The organism is Agromyces marinus (assembly GCF_021442325.1).
In the GTDB taxonomy this organism is placed as follows: Bacteria; Actinomycetota; Actinomycetes; order Actinomycetales; family Microbacteriaceae; genus Agromyces; species Agromyces marinus.
In genome coordinates, this window is the sequence record NZ_CP087879.1 from 688,543 (window position 1) to 706,565 (window position 18,023).

The following is an 18,023-nucleotide window of genomic DNA, read 5'->3' on the forward strand; positions in this document are numbered from 1 at the left end:
TCACCGGGTGCCCACGAGCGTGGCATCGAGCCCCGCGATGAGCGCCTCCAGCCCGCGATCGAAGGTCTCGAGGTCGCGCAGGTCGGCGATGCCCGAGGCCGGCGCATCGGATGGAGCGGCGGCCCGGCCATCCGTTCGGCTGCGCGCCCAGACGACGAGGAAGCCCGTCGCGTAGGCGTCGACGATGCCGAGGATCTGGCGCGCCTGCTCGGGCTCGAGTCCCGACGCCTCGAGCCCGGCGAGCGCGACGCCGAGGTGCGGTGCCACGGGTGACGAATCGTACGGGGCGAGCGCGAGCAGTTCGAACGCGCGCGGCACCTGCACCGCGAGGTCGCGGTAGGAGCCGAGCATGCGCCGGATCGCGTCCTGCCAGGGTTCGCCCTCGTTCGGGGCGACATCGAGCCGTTCGATCAGGCGGCCGACGATGGCGTCGACGAGGTCGTCGCGACTGTGCACGTGGGTGTAGAGGCTCATCGGCGCGCATCTCAACTCCGATGCGAGACGGCGCATCGACAGCGCATCGAGTCCGTCGCGCTCGACGAGTGCGATCGCGGCGGTCGTGACGTCGGCTCGGGTGAGGGTCTGGCGGGTTTCGCGCGGAACCTCTTGACGTCGGGCCATGCGTCCAACAGTATCGTCCGTACGCCGTACGGATCCGTACATCGTACGGACGATGCAACCGAGCCCGAAGGACTGCGCCACATGGACCTGCACCACCTGACCGCCACCGAGGCATCCGCCCTGCTCCGCCGCCGCGAACTCTCGCCCGTCGACCTCCTCGACGCGGCGATCGACCGCACCGCCGCGACCGAACCCGCGATCAACGCCGTCACCGAGCAGTGGATCGACGAGGCACGCGAGGCCGCCGCCGCGTCGGAGGCGCGGTTCGCCGCGGGCGAGCCGCTCCGCCCGCTCGAGGGCATCCCGCTCATGCTCAAGGACGAGCAGCCCGTCGCCGGCCGTCCCCTCGAAGACGGATGCCTCCTCGAACGCGGCACGGTCGCCGACGAGACGCACCCGATCGTCGAGCGCATCCAGGCAGCCGGCGCCGTCGTCCACGCCCGCACGACGACGCCCGAGTACTGCTGCGCGCCCGTCACCCACTCGAAGCTGTGGGGTGTCACGCGCAACCCGTGGAACGCGGACTTCACGCCCGGCGGTTCCTCCGGCGGTTCGGGCGCGGTGCTCGCCGCGGGTTCGACGATGCTCGCCACCGGCTCGGACATCGGCGGGTCCATCCGCATCCCCGCCTCGTTCTGCGGCGTCGTCGGCTTCAAGCCGCCGTTCGGCCGCGTTCCGGGCATGGCGCCCTTCAATTCCGACACGTACTGCGCCGACGGCCCGATGGGTCGGAGCGTGGCGGATGTCGCGCTGCTGCAGAACGTGATCGCCGGGCCCTGGGTCGGCGACGCGGCGTCGCTCCGCGAGGTCACCGCCGTCTCGGGCGAGGTCGGGTCGCTCCGCGGCATCCGCGTCGCCCTCTGCATCGACCTCGGCGGGTACGACGTCGATCCGGCGATCGAGGCGAACACGCGCGCGGTCGCCGCAGCGCTCGTGGCCGCGGGCGCGATCGTCGACGAGGTCGCGCTGCCGTGGGGGCCCGAGTGCGTGCAGGAGACCGCGTGGCCGCACTTCGGCGCGGTCATGGGCGCATTCATCGAGGGCATCGTCGAGGGCGACGCCGCCCGCGCCGAGCAGCTGATGCCGTACACCCGCGCGTTCGCCGCGAAAGCCGCCGCGGCGGGCGACTACGTCGACGGGCTCGTCGCCGAGTCGGCGTTCTACCGACCGTTCGCCGAGCTCATGCTCGACCACGACGTGCTGCTCTGCCCGACCGTCGCGACGACCGGGTTCGCCGCCGACGAGTCGTGCATCGACAGCACCGAGGTGTTCTCGAAGCTCATGACGCTGCCGTTCAACGTGATCGGCCGGGTGCCCGTGCTCGCCGTGCCGTCGGGGATCGCCCCGAACGGCGTGCCGACGGGCGTGCAGATCGTGGGCCGCACCTACGACGACGCGACCGTCTTCCGCGTCGGCGCCGCGCTCGAGCAGGAACTCGGCCTGTGGACCGACCCGGGGTGGTGGCCCGCGGTCGCGGGCCTCGTCGCGGTCTAGCGGCGCGGACCCGAGCGGCTCGCACGGGACGGAAGGCCCGAGGACGCCTGCGAGTCGTTGCTAGGTTCCGACGGGGCCGCACGCCGGTGCGGCTCGGAGGGAGAGCCATGTCCGAGGGGCACGCACTGCACGAGTACCGGCCCGGCACCACGTTCCCGGGCGTGATCGGCCGAACGTACGACGAATCGTCGTCGGCGTGGCCGGAACCCCGGCGCGCGCGAGAAGGCGCCCCGAACGTGCTGTTCATCGTCATCGACGACATGGGCTACGGGCAGCTCGGATGCTACGGCAGCCCGATCCGCACACCCAACATCGACCGCATCGCCTCGAACGGCGTGCGCTTCGCCAACATGCACACGACGGCACTGTGCTCGCCGACGCGCACGTGCATCCTCACCGGCCGGAACCACCATTCCAACCACATGGCCGCCATCACCGAGGCCTCGACCGGGTTCCCCGGCTACGACGGCAACGTGCCGTTCGAGAACGGGTTCATCGCCGAGATCCTGAAGGGCGAGGGCTACAACACCTTCGCCGTCGGCAAGTGGCACGTGACGCCCACCGACCAGACCACCGCCGCCGGCCCCTACGACCGATGGCCGCTCGGTCGCGGCTTCGAGCGCTACTACGGGTTCCTCGGCGGCGACACGCACCAGTACTACCCGGAGCTCGTGCACGACAACCACCGCGTCGAGCCGCCGAAGACGCCCGAGGAGGGGTACCACCTCACCGAGGACCTCGTCGACCGGGCCATCTCCTTCATCGCCGACGCCAAGCAGGTCGCACCCGACAAGCCGTTCTTCACGTACTTCGCGCCCGGCGCGATGCATGCGCCGCACCACGCCCCGAAGGAGTGGATCGATCGCTACGCGGGCGCGTTCGACGAGGGCTGGGACGTGTACCGCGAGCGCGTGTTCGCCAACCAGAAGGAACTCGGCCTGGTGCCCGCCGATGCCGAGCTCTCGCGGCACGACCCCGACGTGCAGGACTGGGGCTCCCTCTCGGCGGACGAGCGACGGCTGTACTCCCGCATGATGGAGGTCTTCGCCGGGTTCCTCGAGCACACCGACCACCAGATCGGGCGGCTCGTCGCCTTCCTCGAGGACCTCGGCGTGCTCGACGACACGCTCATCATGCTGATCTCCGACAACGGGGCGAGCTCGGAGGGCGGCCCGACCGGCTCGATCAACGAGAACAAGTTCTTCAACTTCGTGCCCGACTCGCTCGAGCAGAACCTCGCTGCGATCGACGACCTCGGCGGGCCGAAGTACTTCAACCACTACCCCTGGGGCTGGACCTGGGCGGGCAACACCCCGTTCCGGCGCTGGAAGCGCGAGACCTACCGTGGCGGCATCAGCGACCCGTTCATGGTGCAGTGGACCAACCGCATCCCCGCCCGCGGCGAGATCCGCTCGCAGTACGCGCACGCGATCGACATGGTGCCGACCGTGCTCGACCTGCTCGGCGTCGAACCGCCCGCCGCGATCCGCGGGGTCACCCAGTCGCCGATCGAGGGCGTCAGCTTCGCCGACGCGCTCGTCGAGGCATCCGTCCCCTCATCGCGCACGACGCAGTACTTCGAGATGCTGGGCCACCGCTCGATCTACCACGACGGATGGCGCGCCGTGTGCCCGTGGCCCGGAACCTCGTTCGCCGAGTCGGGCCGCGCCTTCGGCGACCCGATCACGGCCGACGTGCTGCGCGAGCTCGACGCCGACGGGTGGGAGCTCTATCACGTCGCCGAGGACTTCGCCGAGAACCACGACGTCGCCGGGCAGTACCCGGACAAGCTCGTCGAGCTCATCTCGCTCTGGTACGTCGAGGCCGGCAAGTTCAACGTGCTGCCGATCGACGGCCGCGGCCAGCAGCGGTTCGCCGAGCTGCGCCCCGTGATCGCGAAGGAACGCTCGCGGTACGTGTACTTCCCGCACACGTCCGAGGTCGCGGCCAGCGCCGCGCCGCGGCTCGTGAACCGTCCGCACACCATCAACGCGCTCGTCGAGATCCCGGAGGGCGGTGCCGAGGGGGTCCTCGTCAGCCAGGGCGGAGTCGACGGCGGGTACAGCCTCTACGTCAAGGACGGTCGGCTCGTCTACACGTACAACTACGTGGCGGCGGAGTACTTCCACATCACGAGCGACGACGACGTGCCGACCGGAAGGCACATCCTCAGCATGGAGTTCGCACCCACGGGGCAGCCGAGCATCCGCGAGGGCAAGGGCGCCCCGGGAACCGTGACCCTGTTCGTCGACGGCGAGCCCGTCGGCGGCGGCGACCTGCCGGTCACCATCCCGATCATGCTCGGGCTCGCCGCGGGCGTGTCCGTCGGGCTCGACGCCGGAGCGCCGCTGACCGACGCCTACTCCGCGCCGTTCGCGTTCACGGGCACGATCGACCGCGTGGTGTTCGACGTGTCGGGCGAGCACATCGTCGACCATGAGGCGGAGCTGCGCGCGGCGCTCGCGAGGCAGTAGGGAGGGGTCACGGATGCCGCGGCGCGCCCGTGCGCGGCCGTGCCGCGATCCGTTCGAGCACGCCGAGCGCCTCGGCCGCGCCGTCCTCGCCGGCCATGCGTTCGGCCGCGGCATCCACCGCGGCCTGGAAGCCCGGTGCGGATGCCAGGGCCTCGGCGACGCGCTCGGCGGTGAGCCGCTTCTGCGGGATCGGCGCCGGCGCGAGCCCGCGCCGATGCAGCATCGCGCCCCAGAACGGCTGGTCGGCGATGAACGGCACGACGATCGAGACGGTGCCCGCCGCGGTCGCCGCATGCACCGTTCCGATGCCGCCGTGGTGGATCGCGGCGGTCGCACGCGGCAGCACCGCCGCATGATCGACCGAACGGGTCGCGAACACGTCGTCGCCTCGCACGTCGTCGGGCACGACGATGCCGCCGAGGCCGGTCGCGACGAGCAGGCGGATGCCGCGCGCTCGCGCCGCCTCGACGAGTGCGCGTCCCCGCGTGGCCGGGTCGCCCGCGGCCATCGACCCGAAGCCGGCATAGGCGAACGGGCCGCCGGCGAGGAAGTCCGAGAGGGCGGGGTCGAGGCCCGGTGCCGGAACCGGTGCGCGCCACGCCCCGGTCAGCACGACCGAGTCGGGCCAGTCGGCCGGTCGCGACAGGATCGCCAGGCTGATCGGCAGCAGGGTCGCGCCGGGTGCCGACGAGCGCCGCGCTCGCGAGACGCCCATGACCTCGGCCGCCTCGTCGACCTCGCGACGGAACATCCCGCCGGCGGCCGCGGCCGCGCGGTACGTGAGCCGGTTCAGCGGACCGAGGGCGCGCGTCACGGTGCCCGCGGCGGGGAACTCGCGCGTCGCCGTCATCGCCGGCACCAGTTCGACGAGCACGTGCGGGATGCCGAGCGCATCGGCCGCGAGCGGTGCCGAGAGCACCTTCGGATGCCAGGCGATGACATCGGGCCGGAACTCGCGCGCCGCGCGCGCGGCGTTGACGATGACCCCGCGCATCACGGGCCGGACGACGTCGCGGAGGTTGCGCATCGCGGCCAGCGGCGAGACGCCCTGCGACTCGATCAGTGCCGTGAAGTCGGCCTCGAGGCTCCTGGTGTCGAGGCCGACTGTGTCGACGCCGGAGCGGTCGGGCAGGGCGAGTCGGACCTGGTGACCGGATGCCGCGGCGCGCCGGGCGAGCGCGACGAACGGCTCCACGTCTCCCCGCGATCCGGCGGTGACGAGCAGCAGCTTCATCGTGCCTCCTCGGTGACGAGACCGGTCGCGGTGAGGAGCCGGTCGTCGGTGATGAGCCCGTCGGTGTACAGCTCGGCGAGCGGGACGGCCAGTCGCGCGAGCGCGACTCCGGCGTCGTCGTCGGCCCAGGCCGCCAGCCGGTCGAGCAGCAGGAACGGCGCGACCCCGAGCAGGACCAGTGCGACGGCCTGCGCCTCCGGGTCGTGGGAGGGGCGAAGCCATCCGCTCGCCGAACCGTCGTCGATCGATGCGCGCGCGACCTCGACCAGGCGGGCGAAGAGGGCATCGGATGCCGCGCCGCTCGCGCCGAGCATGCGCGCGAGGTAGGGGCCGAACGTGCCGAGCACTTCGCCGAGCACGTCGGATGCGGCCGCGGCATCCTGCTTCTCGGCGATGAAGCGCGCGACGCGTGCGTCGCATTCGTCGCGGAGGGCCTGCTTGGTGCCGAAGTGGTGCGTGACGAGGGCGACGCTGACGCCGGCGTGCGCCGCGATGTCGCGCATGGTCGCCGCGTCGTAGCCGTGCGCGGCGAAGCGGTCGAGGGCCGCGGCGACGATGCGCGCGCGTGCGGTGAGGTCGCTCTCGACGACCGAGCCTGTACGCATGTACAGCATTCTGTACTTGCGTGCAGCTCGCGCGCAAGTGCCGCGGTTCGCGACGGGCTTCAGGTCGTGCGCGGCCTCGCCGTGGGGTCGCTCAGCCCGCGCGGCGCGCGAGGAGTGTCGCGTCGTGCAGCTGCATCGTCTCGCCGTCGCGAATCGTGGTGCGCGGCCGCTGTTCGACCACGAGCGCCTCGAAGTCGTCGGGGAGCCCGGGCAGCAGGTCTGCCGCGAGGAACATCGCGTCGCGGTGGCTCGCCGACAGGTGCGTGAACGCCGGCGAGGGCGCGTGCCCGACGACGAGCAGGTGCCCGCCGGGCGCGACGGCGCTCGCGAGGCGGCGGACCACGTCGACCATGCCGTGGTCCGGCGGGTGCAGGAAGTGCGTGGTCACCAGGTCGAACGACCGGCCGTCGGCGGCGAACCTGCGCGCATCCACCTGCCACCAGTCGACGCGGTCCGCGACCCCCGCGGCCTCCGCGTGGCGCGCCGCCCGGGCGAGGCCGTTGGCCGAGAAGTCGGCGCCGGTCGCGCGCCACCCGTTCCGGGCCAGCCAGACCACGTCGCCGCCCTCGCCGCAGCCCACGTCGAGTGCCGTGCCCGGCGCAAGAGCGGATGCCTCGGCGACGAGTTGCGCGTTCGGCGCCCCGCTCCACCTGGTCTCGTCACCGGAGTAGGTCTTATCCCAGGCGTGCGGCTCGAACATGTCCGCGGCGTCCGCGGTGTCGTGCGCGTGCGCGTGCGCATCCGTGTGCGCGTGCGCGTGCGCATCCGCGTGCGCGTCCGCGTCCGCGTGGTTCGGTCGGTCGGGCTCGGCCATCGCGGCATCCTCTCGCTGGTTCCGCCAGCGTAGGCCGGGCCGCCGACGCGGTCCATGGCCGACCGAGTCGGGGGCCCGCCGGGAACGACTCGGTCGCGAGCCGCGGTACCGAAGTGCCGACACCCCGGTGCCGAAGCACCGGCCTCCCGGTGCCGAAGCACCGGCCTCCCGGTGCCGAAGTGCCGGCCTCCCGGTGCCGAGGTGCCGGCCTCCCGGTGCCGAGGTGCCGGCCTCCCGGTGCCGAGGTGCCGACACTGCGGTGCCGAAGTGCCCGAAGCTTCCGATGCCGCGGTACGGGCACCGCGATACGGAAGTGCCGACACCGCGGTGTCGAGGAACCGGCGCTTCGGTGCCTGAAGGATCAGCACCAAGGCGCCAAGGGACCAGCAACCCGGTACCGAAGTGGCGACACCGCGGTGTCGAAGTGCCGGCACGCCGGTGCCGGAGGTACGAGGGACCGGCATCCTGGTACCGAAGTGACGACATGCCGGTGTCGAAGTACGGACGTCGCGGTGCCGAGGTGCTGCCACCTCGGCGCCGAGGTGCCGCCACTCCGGTGTCGAAGTGCCGGCACCGCGGTGTCGAAGTGCCGACACCGCGGTGCCGAAGTGGCGACATCCCGGTGCGGAGGGGCCGGCGCTCCGGTGCCGAAGTGTCGGCATCCCGACGAGAGCACCGCCCTCCCGTGCGGGAACCCAAAGGCGTCGGCTGTCGCGCATCCGCCGCGCGATCGGGAGACGCGGGGTCGCTACATCGCGTCGGCGTGGCGGTGCACGACGTGCCATCCGTCGCCGTCGCGGCGGTAGACCTGGGTCGCCCGGAGGGTCATGGTGCGCGGCGATCCATCGATCCGAGCCGTGAAGTGCTCGTAGCCGACCGTGTACGCCATCGACCCGCTGACCTCGTACGAGATCAGGTCGAACACGTACTCGGTGCAGTCCGAGAAGCTCGACGCGAGCACCTCGAACGCCTCGACGAGCCCCGCGCGACCGACCGCGTTGCGCCATGCGCCGAGCGCGCTCACCGGCTCGACGCGCGACCACGTCGACCGGCGCGGCCGGTCGTCGCCGTCGAGCAGCGCGCGCTCGGCCGCCACGAACTCGCCGTTCACCCAGGTCAGGAACTCTTCGCGCTCGCTCATGCGAACAGGATCCTCCTCGGTCGCGCACGCGCATAGGCCCCTCGTCCCATGCGCCGTGCTCCCGAGTCAGCCGAGCAGCGCGCGCATCTCCTCGATCTCGGCCGTCTGCACGTCCATCATCTGCTGCGCGAGGTCGCCGGTGACGGCGCCGTTCTCGATCGAGTCCTGCGTCATCGCGATCGCGCCCTCGTGATGCTGCAGCATCCCCACGAGGAACAGCCGCTCGGCCTTGGCGCCGTCCGCGGCCTCGAACTCGGCCATCTGGTCGGGGGTCAGCATGCCGCCCATGATGTGCGTCCGGTGCACGTCCAGATCGCCCGCCCACCCCCAGGCGTCGAGCCAGGCGGTCATCGTGTCGATCTCGGGCTGCTGGCCGTCCTTGATGCGCTGGGCGAGGTCACGCGTCTCGCCGGAGATGCCGGATGCCGCGAGCACGACGTCGCTCATCACGACCGCCTGCTCGTGGTGCGGGGTCATCATGCCGAAGAAGTGGCGGTCGGCGTCGTTCGGGTTCGCAGGAGCGGATGCCGCGCCGGCACCGCCGGCCGTGCCGGTCGTGCCTTCGGCCGCGCCGGGGCCGTCGGCGGGCGCAGGTGACGGGCTGCACGCCGCGAGGGTCAGCGCGGCGGCCGCGGCCAACGTCACGAGGATCGGGAGTCGTCTGCGTCGGGGGTGCTCGGACATACCCCATAGGGTACCCACGCCACCTGAGCGGATGCAGACCGCGCAACGCGCGCCCGCGCCCGAACGCGGGCCCGGCGGCCGCGCGTCCGTCGGCATGTCCGCCCGTCGGCATCCCGCCCGTCGGAGGGGTGTGCGAGGCTGGCCGCATGCCGGAATCCCCGGAGGTGCAGGCCCTCGCCGACGAACTCGCGGCGCGGCTCGTCGGGCGCGCGATCGCCGCGGTCGACGTGCTCGAGTTCCGCGTGACCAAGACCCGGGCCAGGCCCTTGACGAGCCTCGTCGGCGAGCGGGTGACCGGCGTCGCGCGTCACGGCAAGCTCGTCGCCGTCGCGTTCGACGGCTCGGAGCACCTCGTGGTCTCGCTCGGTCGCCACGGCTGGGCGCGCTGGCGCGCGCAGGGCGAGGCCGAGGCCGCGCAGTCACCGCAGCCCGAACCCGGCGCGTCGCCGGATCAAGGACAGCCGGAGCCGCCGCCGCCCGCCCTCGTCGTGATCGAGTTCGACGAGGGGCCCGCGTTCGAGTTGACCGACGCCGGCGGATGGGTGTCGCTGGGCGGGTGGGTCGTCGACGAGCCCGTCGAGGTTCCCGCGATCGCCGGGCTCGGCCCCGACCCGGCCGACCCGGGGTTCACCCGCGCCGACTTCGATCGCGCGTTCGCGGGGCGCCGCAAGCAGGTCAAGGCCATCTTGCAGGAGCAGGAGTCCCTCGCGGGCATCGGCAACGCGTACTCCGACGAGATCCTGCACGCAGCCCGGGTCTCGCCGGTGGCGCATGCTGCGACGCTCGGCGCGGAGGATCACGACCGGCTGTTCGCCGCCACGGTCGACGTCGTCCGGTCCGCGATCGCCGAGCGCCGCGGCATCCCGATCGACCGCCAGAAGCAGGTCAAGGTCGCGTCGATGCGCGCCCACGGTCGCGCCGGCGAAGCCTGCCCGCGCTGCGGCGACGCGATCCGCGACTTCACCTTCGCGAGCACCACGGCGCAGTACTGCCCGACGTGCCAGACCGGCGGCGAGGTGCTGCCGCTCAAGGGGGCGTGACCGTGCCCCCATCGCCGGCCCCGCGACTCGTCGTGGTCGTCGACGTCGCGAACGTGATGGGCTCGCGCCCCGACGGATGGTGGCGCGATCGCGCCGGTGCGGCGACCCGCCTGCTCGAACGGATGCCGCGGCTCGCCGGCCGCACGGTCGCCGGGCCGGACGGCGAGGAGGTCGTGATCGACCGGATCGTGGCGGTGCTCGAGGGTGCGGCCAAGGCGGCGGTCGACCCGGTGCCGGCCGACGGTCTCGAGGTCGTCCGCGCGCCCGCCGACGGCGACGGGTCGATCGTCGAGGCCGCGGCGGACCTCGCCGCGGCGGGGGATCGGGCGCTGGTGGTCACGGCCGACCGCGGGCTTCGCGCGCGGCTCCCGGGCGCGGTCGGCGCAGCCGGTCAGGGCTGGTTCAACGCCCTCATCGGGCGGTGAGTGCGACGGGCAGGTCGCCGAGGGCTCGCTCGTCGACGCCCATGCCGCGGTAGATCTCGTGCAGGGCCGCGACGACGGCTCCCGTCGCTCCGGCGAAGTCGCCGAGTTCCGAGCCGACGAGCCGTGGAGCGGTGCCGAGGTGGTGCGCGAGCATGGTCTCGTAGCGCTCGAGGTCGGCGGCGAGCGACTTCGCGATGCCGCCGCCGAGCACGATGACCTCGGGTTCGCACGAGACGGTCGCGGCGCTCAGCACGACGAGCAGCGCCTGGTCGAAGTGCGACCTGAGCGTGCGGACCGGTTCGGCCGGCGACGGGTCGAACAGCTCGGCGGGCGAGTCGAGCCGCACGCCGGCCTCTGCCGCGAGCCGCATGATGCCGGGGCCGGTGACGAGCAGTTCGAGGCGCGTGCCGAGCGGTCCTGCGGGGAGCTGGCCGAACTCGCCGACGACGCCTTGTGCGCCGCGGAGGATGTGGCCGTCGATCGCGAGCCCGGCGCCGAGGCCCGTGCCGATCGTGACCATCACGGCCGTGGGGGCGTCGCGGGCCGCCCCGAATCGTTGCTCGCCGAGGAGGGCGAGGTTGGCGTCGTTGTCGGCGTGCACCCTCCGACCGGTGCGTTCGCGCAGGGTCGCGAGGAAGTCCGGGTCCTGCACCTGTGGCAGGTTCGGGGCGTTCGTGATGCGCGAGCCGCGTCCCACCGAGCCGGGCAGGCCGAGCACGATGGTGTCGACGTCGGGCCAGCGCGCGTCGGCCAGTTCGACGGCGAGGTCGGCGAGCCACCCGGCGAGCCCCGCGGCATCCGCTTCGGACGGCGTGGCGACCTCGAGGTCGGCCAGCGGGCGGCCGACGAGGTCGGCGAGGAGGACGCGGGTGCTCGACGCGCCGAGGTCGACGCCGAGGACCAGGGTGCGGTCGGCGACGACGTCGAGGAGGACGGCGCGGCGACCGCGCTGGTCGGTGACGAGTTCGGATGCCTCGACGACGAGCCCCTGCGCGATGAGCTGGTCGACCGCGCGCGTGACCGTGGCGGGGGAGATGCCGGTCGCCTCGGCGAGGCGCTTGCGGCTCGCGGGGCGGTTGCGCAGCAGGTCGGTGAGCACGGCGATGCGATTGAGCTCGCGGGTGTCGTGGACCATCCACGCTCCATTTCTCGTCAGCTTGAGACTAAAGAATGCCAGAGATCGGCCGTCTCGCCTCGGAATCCACCGCCCGTGACGAGATTCGTCGCCGATCGCTTGACTTTGATTGCGTGATGAAATCAAAATGGCTCCGCACGCTCGACGACGACATGCACAGGAAGGTCCCCCACCATGGCACGATCACCGCTCACCGCGACCCGCGGACTGCGCGTCGGCATCGCCGGCGCCCTCGCCTCCGCGCTCGTCCTCACCGGCTGCGCCGCGCAGGACTCGGCCGCCGACCCCGACACGCCCGACGCCCCCGCCGCCGCGGTCGAGCCCAGCCTCGAGTTCGCCGGCCCGAACGGCGAGATCCCCGGCGCGCTCGCCGAACTCGAACTGACCGCTGACGAACTCGTGCAGGTCCAGGAGGGCGACCACACCGCAGCCTTCGTCTGGCACACCTCGGGCGACTTCGTCGCAGCCGTCGAGGAGGGAGCGCGCGCCCGGTTCGAGGAGCTCGGCATCGAGGTGGTCGCGAGCACCCAGGCGAACTTCGACGCCGGAACCCAGGCGAACAACGTCCAGACCGTCATGGCGCTCGAGCCCGACATCGTCGTCGCGATCGCCGTCGACCCGACCTCGGCCGCGACCTCGTTCCAGCCCATCCTCGACCAGGGGTCGCAGCTGGTCATCATGACCACCCCGCCCGAGGGCTACACCGCCGGTGAGGAGTTCGTCTCGATCGTGACCGAGGACCTCGCCAAGGCGGGCCGCGCGAACGCCGAGATCCTCGGCGACGCGCTCGGCGGCGAGGGCGAGGTCGGGTACCTCTCGTTCAACGCCAACTTCTGGTTCACCAACCAGCGCGACCAGTCGTTCAAGGACTGGCTGGCCTACTCCTACCCCGACATCACGATCGTCGAGGAGCAGGGCTTCGCCGACGAGACCGCGACCCAGGCTGCCGCGGCCGCGATGATCGCGAAGAACCCCGAACTGAAGGGCATCTACGTGTCCTGGGCCACCGCGGCGCAGGGGGTGCTCGCCGCCATCCGCGCCGCCGGGCGCACCGACATCCAGATCGTCACCAACGACCTCGACACGACCGTCGCCGCGGCGATGAACACCGGCGGCAACGTCGCCGGCATGGTCGGCAACGGCTCGCTCGACATCGGCGCGGGCCTCGCGCTCGCCGGGGCGTACGGTGTGCTCGGCAAGGAGGCGCCCGCGCTCGTGGCATCCGACCCGACGAAGGTGACGAAGGCCGACCTCGTCGAAGGCTGGAAGGCCGACTACGGCGTCGAACCGCCCGCGAGCGTCACGGGCGACTGAACCACCCGCGGAGGGGCCGGCACCCGACCCCTCCGCGGCGCACCGCCGGCACCGCCGGAACGCAACGAGAGGAACACCCGATGACCGACGTGATGACCGTCCGCGGCCCCGTGGCCTCCACGGAGCTCGGGCGCATCATGCCGCACGAGCACCTGCTCTCCCTCGCCCCGGGGCCGTGGCAGACCGCGGGCACGCGAGACGACCGCATCGACCTGGCCGTCGGCGCGCTCGCCGGCCTGGCCGACCACGGCTTCGGCACCGTCGTCGACCTGTCGCCCTACGGCGTCGTCGGCCGCGACCCCGACGGGGCGAACCTCGCCCTCCTCGCCGAGATCTCCGAGTACGCCGGGCTGCACATCGTCAGCGGAACCGCGCTCTACCTCGAGTCGTACTCGCCCGCGTGGGCGAGGTCGGCGAGCATCGACGAACTCACCCGTCGCTTCGTCGCCGACGCCGTCGACGGCATCGGCGACAGCGGCATCCGCGCCGGCGTCTTCGGCGAGCAGGCCACGAGCCTCGACGAGATCACGCCCTTCGAGGAGCGGGTGCTGCGCGCCGTGGCGCGCGCGCACCGCGAGACCGGCCTCGCGATCATGACCCACACCACGCACGGGACCATGGCCCACGAGCAGGTCGACCTCCTCGAATCCGAGGGCGTCGACCTCGACCGCGTCGTCATCGGCCACCTCGACACGCAGCTGAGCGTCGACTTCGCCCGCACCGTGCTCGACCGCGGCGTGCTCATCGCGATCGACACCATCGGCAAGGAGGTCTGGGACTTCTTCCTGGAGCCAGCGCCCGACCGGCCCGACGGCGAGTTCCCGAAGCGCGCGTTCGCCCGATCGGACCGCGGCCGGGCGGACCTGGTCGCAGCGCTCGTCGGGGCCGGCTACGCCGATCGCCTCGTGCTCGCACAGGACCTCACCGGTGCCGAGGTCTGGATGAACCCCGGCACGCACGGGCGGTCGGGCTACTCCTACCTCGCCGAGACGTTCCTGCCGATGCTCGCGCAGCGCGGCGTCCCGGAGGACGCGATCGAGCAGATGACCGCTCGCACCCCCGCGCGCCTGCTCGAGGTCCCGGCGTGACGGTCGCCGCGCTCCGCGCGGGCGCCGACCACGTCGTCGGGATCGACCTCGGCGGCACCAAGGTGCGTGCCGGCATCGCCCGTCGGGCAGCGGATGCCGAACCGCTCGCCGTGATCGAACGCGCCACGGTCCCGGGCGGCGGCCGGGGGCTCGTCGACCAGTTGGCGACCCTCGTGCGCGAACTCGCCGCGGTCGCAGGCACTGGACAGCCCGCCGTGGACGGGGCGCCCGGGGCGCGCGTCGCGGACGGGGCGCCCGGGGCGCCCGGCACCGTCGCCGCGATCGGCATCGGCGGGGCTGGCGTGCCCGACACGACCGCGGGCGGGTTCGACCGGGCCCCCAACCTCGGCGACCTCGCCTCGTTCAGCCTCGCCGACGAACTCGCCTTCGAGCTCGCCTGCCCCGTCGTGATCGAGAACGACGTCAACGTCGCGGCGCTCGGCGAGCTCGCGGGCGGAGTCGGACGCGAGCACGACTGCTTCGCCTTCGTGTCGGTCGGCACGGGCATCGGGATGGGCCTCGTGCTCGAGCGGCGCATCGTCCGCGGCGCGGGCAACGCCGCCGGCGAGATCGGCTACCTCCCGATCGGGGCCGACCCGTCCGAGCCCTCCTCCCACCGGCGGGGTGCGCTCGAGGAGGTCGTCGCGGGCGATGCCCTCGCCCGCCGGTACGGCGACGCGGTCACCGCGCGCGAGGTCTTCGCGCGCGCCGAAGCCGGCGACGCCCGCGCGCTCGCATCGATCGACGAGGAGGCGAAGTGGATCGCGCACGCCATCGCCGCCGTCGACGCCGTCGTCGATCCCGGACGGTACGTGCTCGGCGGCGGCATCGGAACCCGCCCCGAACTGCTCGGACGCATCCACCCCTGGCTCGCCCGGCTCGGCCGCGGCGGGCTGCCCGTCACCATCAGCGAACTCGGGGACTCGGCCCCGGTGCTCGGCGCGCTGCGCCTGGCCGCCGACGCCGCCCCGAGACCACACGAAGGAGTGCCCGCATGACCATCGCCCGAACCGAGGCGCCCACCGGGAAGGGGGTGCTGCTCGCCCGATCGTGGCGCGACCACGTCGTCTACATCGGCTTCGTCGTGGTGTTCGCCTTCTTCGCGATCACCCAGGGCCCGAGCTTCCTGAGCGGCACCACGCTCGTGAACATCGTCACCCAGGCCACGCCGATCACGATCATGGCGGTCGGCGCCGTGTTCGTCCTGAGCCTCGGCGAGATCGACCTCTCGATCGGCTCGACCGTCGCGCTCGCCGCGCTGACCGCCGCGCTCGCGCTGCAGGCGACCGGCGCGTGGTGGATCGCGGCGCTCGCCGGGCTCGCGGTCGGCGCGGCCGTGGGCCTGGTCAACGGGCTGTTCATCACGCTCGTGCGGCTGCCGTCCTTCCTCGTGACGCTCGCGACCATGGGGCTCGTCGCGGGCCTCGCGCAGCAGGTCACCAACCTGCAGTCGGTGCCCGTGACCGACCAGGCCTTCGGCTGGATCTTCGGCGCCGGGGCGGTCGCCGGAGTCCCGATCCTCATCGTCTGGTCCGTCGTCGTGGCGGCGATCGGATGGCACGTGCTCCGCCAGCGCCGGTTCGGGGCGCACGTCCTCGCCGTGGGCAACAACGCCTCCGCGGCACGGGTCAGCGGCATCCGGGTCACACGCGTGCGCATCGCGGTCTTCATGCTGAGCGGGGCGACCGCGGCGCTCGCGGGCCTGCTCTACGCCGGACGACTCGCCGGTGCGACCTACACGCTCGGCACCACCGACCTGATGAGCGTGCTCGCCGCGGTCATCGTCGGCGGCACCGCCCTCACGGGCGGCAGGGCCTCCATGATCGGGGCCGTCGTCGGCAGCCTGTTCATGAGCATGATCAACTACGGCCTGCTCCTGGCCGGGCTCACCGTCGCGCAGCAGGAGATCGTGCGCGGCATCATCATCCTCATCGCCGTCTCGCTGTCGCTGCGCGGCAAGAAGGGAAGCTGACCCGTGTTCCTCCCACTCCTGCGCCGCCGCAACCCGCGGCTCATCGACGCCGCCGTCGCCGCCCACCGAGCCGGCGACCTCCCGCCGAACACCTACGTGATCGACCTCGACGCCGTCGAGCGCAACGCCGCGACCGTCGCCGCCGAGGCCGGCCGGCTCGGCCTGCGGCCGTTCGCGATGACCAAGCAGATCGGGCGCAACCCCGACGCGTCCCGCGCGATCCGCGCCGGCGGCATCACGCACTCGGTCGGCGTCGACCTCGAGTGCTCCATCGCGGCGGCCGCGGGCGGGCTCGCGGCCGGGCACGTCGGCCACCTGGTGCAGATCCCGCGCCGGCGGGCGGCAGAGGCCGCGGCCCTCGGGCCGCTGTACTGGACGGTGTTCGATGAGCAGAAGGCCCGCGAAGCGGGCGACGCCGCGACCGCGACCGGTCGGGTGCAGGACGTGCTGCTGCGCATCGTCGCCGACGGCGACCGGTTCTACCCGGGACACGAGGGCGGCTTCCCCGCGGACGGGGTCGTCGACGCGGCCCGACGCGTCGACGCGATCCCCGGCGTCCGCTTCGCCGGCGTCACGACCTTCCCGGCGACCCTGTTCGACGCCGGCTCGGGCGACATCGTCTCGACGGCGAACCTGGCGACGCTCACGCGCGCCAGGCGCGCCCTCGAGGCGGCGGGGTTCGAGCACGTGCAGGTCAACGCGCCCGGCACGACCTCGACCGCTGCGCTCGAACGGCTCGCCGAGGCCGGTGCGACGCAGGTCGAGCCCGGGCACGGCCTGACCGGCACGACCCCGCTGCACGCCGTGCGCGACCTGGCGGAGGACCCTGCGATCGCCTACGTCTCCGAGGTCTCGCACGTCTGGAACGACCGCGCCTACGTCTTCGGAGGCGGCCTCTACGTCGACCCCGTCCTGGGCGACGCGAGCACCGACGCGCTCATCGTCGGGCCCGGCGAGGACGCGGCATCCGTCACCGCACTGCCGGTCGAGATGCCGGCACCGTCGGCGATCGACTACTACGCGACGATCCCCGTCGCCCCGGGTGCAGCCCGCCCGGGCGACACCGTGGTGTTCGGCTTCCGCCCCCAGGCGTTCGTCACGCGCGCCTTCACGGCGGGCATCCGCGGGCTCGACACGGGTGACCCCGTCCTCGAGGGGCTCTGGTCGGCCGACGGCTCGAAGCCGCTCGCGCTCGCCGACGCGCTCGGCGGGCTCGACGCGCTCGGCGGCGGGGAGGGGCTCCGATGAACCCGCTCAGCCTCACCGGCATCAGCAAGCACTTCGGCGGCATCGTCGCGATCGAGCGCTTCGACCTCGAGGTCGAAGCGGGCGAGGTCGTCGCGCTCGTCGGCGACAACGGCGCCGGCAAGTCGACGCTCGTGAAGATCATCTCGGGCGTGCACCAGCCGACCACGGGCGAGATCCGGCTCGGCGGCGAGAAGTTCGCGTTCCGGGATGCCTCGGACGCACGCGCCAACGGCGTGGAGGTCGTCTACCAGGACCTCGCGCTCGTCGACCTGCAACCGGTCTACATGAACCTGTTCCTCGGTCGCGAGCTCCGCAGGGCCCCGCTCGGGCTGCTCGATCGCACCGAGATGGCGCGGCAGACGCAGCAGTTGGTCGACGACCTCGACGTGCGCATCCCGTCGGCCAGGGCCACGCTCGGCGACCTGTCGGGCGGGCAGCGGCAGGCGATCGCGATCGCGCGCGCCACGCACTGGGCGAGTCGGCTCGTGCTCATGGACGAGCCGACCGCGGCGCTCGGCGTCGCCGAGACCGCGAAGGTCGAGGAGCTGATCCTGAAGCTCAAGGAGCGCGGCGCCGCCGTGCTCGTCGTCAGCCACAACATGGAGCAGGTGTTCCGCATCGCGGACCGGGTGACCGTGCTCCGTCGCGGGCGCCAGGTCGGCACGCGCCGCATCGAGGAGACGACCCACAACGAGCTCGTGTCGATGATCACGGGGCTGAGCTCGTGAGCGGCT

At 72.8% G+C, this 18,023-nt stretch carries 17 protein-coding genes; 10 read left to right on the forward strand and 7 right to left on the reverse strand.

Translation table 11 applies throughout. The features are described 5' to 3' along the window. A complete protein-coding gene (locus tag DSM26151_RS03275; protein ID WP_234661001.1) occupies window positions 1–621 on the reverse strand; it encodes a TetR/AcrR family transcriptional regulator in 621 nt (206 codons plus the stop codon). A gap of 81 nt (window positions 622–702) precedes the next feature. Here DSM26151_RS03275 and DSM26151_RS03280 point away from each other — a divergent pair, with 81 nt between their 5' ends. Next, the gene (locus DSM26151_RS03280) at window positions 703–2,115 is read left to right on the forward strand and encodes an amidase (RefSeq protein WP_234661002.1); all 1,413 of its coding nucleotides are present in this window, start codon (window positions 703–705) and stop codon (window positions 2,113–2,115) included. Window positions 2,116–2,222: 107 nt separating this feature from the next. Beyond that, on the forward strand, window positions 2,223–4,589 hold the full coding sequence (locus DSM26151_RS03285; RefSeq protein WP_234661003.1) for an arylsulfatase: 2,367 nt from the start codon (window positions 2,223–2,225) through the stop codon (window positions 4,587–4,589). A 7-nt stretch (window positions 4,590–4,596) separates the two neighbouring features. On the opposite strand, the gene DSM26151_RS03290 is transcribed toward DSM26151_RS03285, so the two are convergent. The 5 genes from DSM26151_RS03290 to DSM26151_RS03310 all read right to left on the reverse strand — a co-directional run bounded on the left by DSM26151_RS03290 (window position 4,597) and on the right by DSM26151_RS03310 (window position 9,067). Next, complete coding sequence (locus tag DSM26151_RS03290; RefSeq protein WP_234661004.1) at window positions 4,597–5,823, reverse strand: glycosyltransferase; 1,227 nt, start codon at window positions 5,821–5,823, stop codon at window positions 4,597–4,599. After that, window positions 5,820–6,428 (reverse strand): TetR family transcriptional regulator, encoded by a 609-nt coding sequence (locus tag DSM26151_RS03295; protein WP_234661005.1) that lies wholly within the window; start codon window positions 6,426–6,428, stop codon window positions 5,820–5,822. Before DSM26151_RS03295 ends, DSM26151_RS03290 begins: the two co-directional genes overlap by 4 nt. 91 nt (window positions 6,429–6,519) lie before the next feature. Beyond that, a complete protein-coding gene (locus DSM26151_RS03300; RefSeq protein ID WP_234661006.1) occupies window positions 6,520–7,242 on the reverse strand; it encodes a class I SAM-dependent methyltransferase in 723 nt (240 codons plus the stop codon). Window positions 7,243–7,990: 748 nt separating this feature from the next. Further along, window positions 7,991–8,383, reverse strand: coding sequence for a nuclear transport factor 2 family protein (locus DSM26151_RS03305; RefSeq protein WP_234661007.1), 393 nt, complete (start codon window positions 8,381–8,383; stop codon window positions 7,991–7,993). Window positions 8,384–8,449: 66 nt separating this feature from the next. After that, on the reverse strand, window positions 8,450–9,067 hold the full coding sequence (locus tag DSM26151_RS03310) for a DUF305 domain-containing protein (RefSeq protein WP_234661008.1): 618 nt from the start codon (window positions 9,065–9,067) through the stop codon (window positions 8,450–8,452). 146 nt (window positions 9,068–9,213) lie between these two features. On the opposite strand from DSM26151_RS03310, the gene DSM26151_RS03315 reads away from it, so the two are divergent. Further along, on the forward strand, window positions 9,214–10,107 hold the full coding sequence (locus tag DSM26151_RS03315; RefSeq protein WP_234661009.1) for a DNA-formamidopyrimidine glycosylase family protein: 894 nt from the start codon (window positions 9,214–9,216) through the stop codon (window positions 10,105–10,107). A gap of 2 nt (window positions 10,108–10,109) precedes the next feature. Beyond that, window positions 10,110–10,532 (forward strand): hypothetical protein, encoded by a 423-nt coding sequence (locus tag DSM26151_RS03320; protein WP_234661010.1) that lies wholly within the window; start codon window positions 10,110–10,112, stop codon window positions 10,530–10,532. Here DSM26151_RS03320 and DSM26151_RS03325 read toward each other — a convergent pair. Then, the gene (locus tag DSM26151_RS03325) at window positions 10,519–11,667 is read right to left on the reverse strand and encodes an ROK family transcriptional regulator (RefSeq protein WP_234661011.1); all 1,149 of its coding nucleotides are present in this window, start codon (window positions 11,665–11,667) and stop codon (window positions 10,519–10,521) included. The two genes, DSM26151_RS03320 and DSM26151_RS03325, sit on opposite strands and share 14 nt — an antisense overlap. Window positions 11,668–11,841: 174 nt before the next feature. Between DSM26151_RS03325 and DSM26151_RS03330 the strand changes: the two genes are divergently transcribed. The 6 genes from DSM26151_RS03330 to DSM26151_RS03355 all read left to right on the forward strand — a co-directional run bounded on the left by DSM26151_RS03330 (window position 11,842) and on the right by DSM26151_RS03355 (window position 18,017). Further along, window positions 11,842–12,981 (forward strand): substrate-binding domain-containing protein, encoded by a 1,140-nt coding sequence (locus DSM26151_RS03330; protein WP_234661012.1) that lies wholly within the window; start codon window positions 11,842–11,844, stop codon window positions 12,979–12,981. 80 nt (window positions 12,982–13,061) lie between these two features. Further along, window positions 13,062–14,069, forward strand: coding sequence for a phosphotriesterase family protein (locus DSM26151_RS03335; protein ID WP_234661013.1), 1,008 nt, complete (start codon window positions 13,062–13,064; stop codon window positions 14,067–14,069). Then, entirely contained in the window at window positions 14,066–15,067 is a 1,002-nt protein-coding gene (locus DSM26151_RS03340; RefSeq protein WP_234661014.1) for an ROK family protein, read from the forward strand. The genes DSM26151_RS03335 and DSM26151_RS03340 overlap by 4 nt, the downstream gene beginning before the upstream one ends. Further along, complete coding sequence (locus DSM26151_RS03345) at window positions 15,064–16,041, forward strand: ABC transporter permease (protein ID WP_234661015.1); 978 nt, start codon at window positions 15,064–15,066, stop codon at window positions 16,039–16,041. Before DSM26151_RS03340 ends, DSM26151_RS03345 begins: the two co-directional genes overlap by 4 nt. 3 nt (window positions 16,042–16,044) lie before the next feature. Then, on the forward strand, window positions 16,045–17,289 hold the full coding sequence (locus DSM26151_RS03350; RefSeq protein WP_234661016.1) for an alanine racemase: 1,245 nt from the start codon (window positions 16,045–16,047) through the stop codon (window positions 17,287–17,289). After that, a complete protein-coding gene (locus DSM26151_RS03355) occupies window positions 17,286–18,017 on the forward strand; it encodes an ATP-binding cassette domain-containing protein (RefSeq protein WP_234661017.1) in 732 nt (243 codons plus the stop codon). Before DSM26151_RS03350 ends, DSM26151_RS03355 begins: the two co-directional genes overlap by 4 nt. The last annotated feature ends 6 nt before the right edge of the window (window positions 18,018–18,023 follow it).

What these genes read in the sequence shown, in the direction of transcription:
- DSM26151_RS03300 (WP_234661006.1), bottom strand. Translation starts at nt 7,242, where the DNA reads ATGGCCGAGCCCGACCGACCGAACCACGCGGACGCGGACGCGCACGCG.
- DSM26151_RS03280 (WP_234661002.1), top strand. Translation starts at nt 703, where the DNA reads ATGGACCTGCACCACCTGACCGCCACCGAGGCATCCGCCCTGCTCCGC.
- DSM26151_RS03295 (WP_234661005.1), bottom strand. Translation starts at nt 6,428, where the DNA reads ATGCGTACAGGCTCGGTCGTCGAGAGCGACCTCACCGCACGCGCGCGC.
- DSM26151_RS03335 (WP_234661013.1), top strand. Translation starts at nt 13,062, where the DNA reads ATGACCGACGTGATGACCGTCCGCGGCCCCGTGGCCTCCACGGAGCTC.
- DSM26151_RS03345 (WP_234661015.1), top strand. Translation starts at nt 15,064, where the DNA reads ATGACCATCGCCCGAACCGAGGCGCCCACCGGGAAGGGGGTGCTGCTC.
- DSM26151_RS03285 (WP_234661003.1), top strand. Translation starts at nt 2,223, where the DNA reads ATGTCCGAGGGGCACGCACTGCACGAGTACCGGCCCGGCACCACGTTC.
- DSM26151_RS03325 (WP_234661011.1), bottom strand. Translation starts at nt 11,667, where the DNA reads ATGGTCCACGACACCCGCGAGCTCAATCGCATCGCCGTGCTCACCGAC.
- DSM26151_RS03330 (WP_234661012.1), top strand. Translation starts at nt 11,842, where the DNA reads ATGGCACGATCACCGCTCACCGCGACCCGCGGACTGCGCGTCGGCATC.
- DSM26151_RS03305 (WP_234661007.1), bottom strand. Translation starts at nt 8,383, where the DNA reads ATGAGCGAGCGCGAAGAGTTCCTGACCTGGGTGAACGGCGAGTTCGTG.
- DSM26151_RS03355 (WP_234661017.1), top strand. Translation starts at nt 17,286, where the DNA reads ATGAACCCGCTCAGCCTCACCGGCATCAGCAAGCACTTCGGCGGCATC.
- DSM26151_RS03310 (WP_234661008.1), bottom strand. Translation starts at nt 9,067, where the DNA reads ATGTCCGAGCACCCCCGACGCAGACGACTCCCGATCCTCGTGACGTTG.
- DSM26151_RS03315 (WP_234661009.1), top strand. Translation starts at nt 9,214, where the DNA reads ATGCCGGAATCCCCGGAGGTGCAGGCCCTCGCCGACGAACTCGCGGCG.
- DSM26151_RS03275 (WP_234661001.1), bottom strand. Translation starts at nt 621, where the DNA reads ATGGCCCGACGTCAAGAGGTTCCGCGCGAAACCCGCCAGACCCTCACC.
- DSM26151_RS03290 (WP_234661004.1), bottom strand. Translation starts at nt 5,823, where the DNA reads ATGAAGCTGCTGCTCGTCACCGCCGGATCGCGGGGAGACGTGGAGCCG.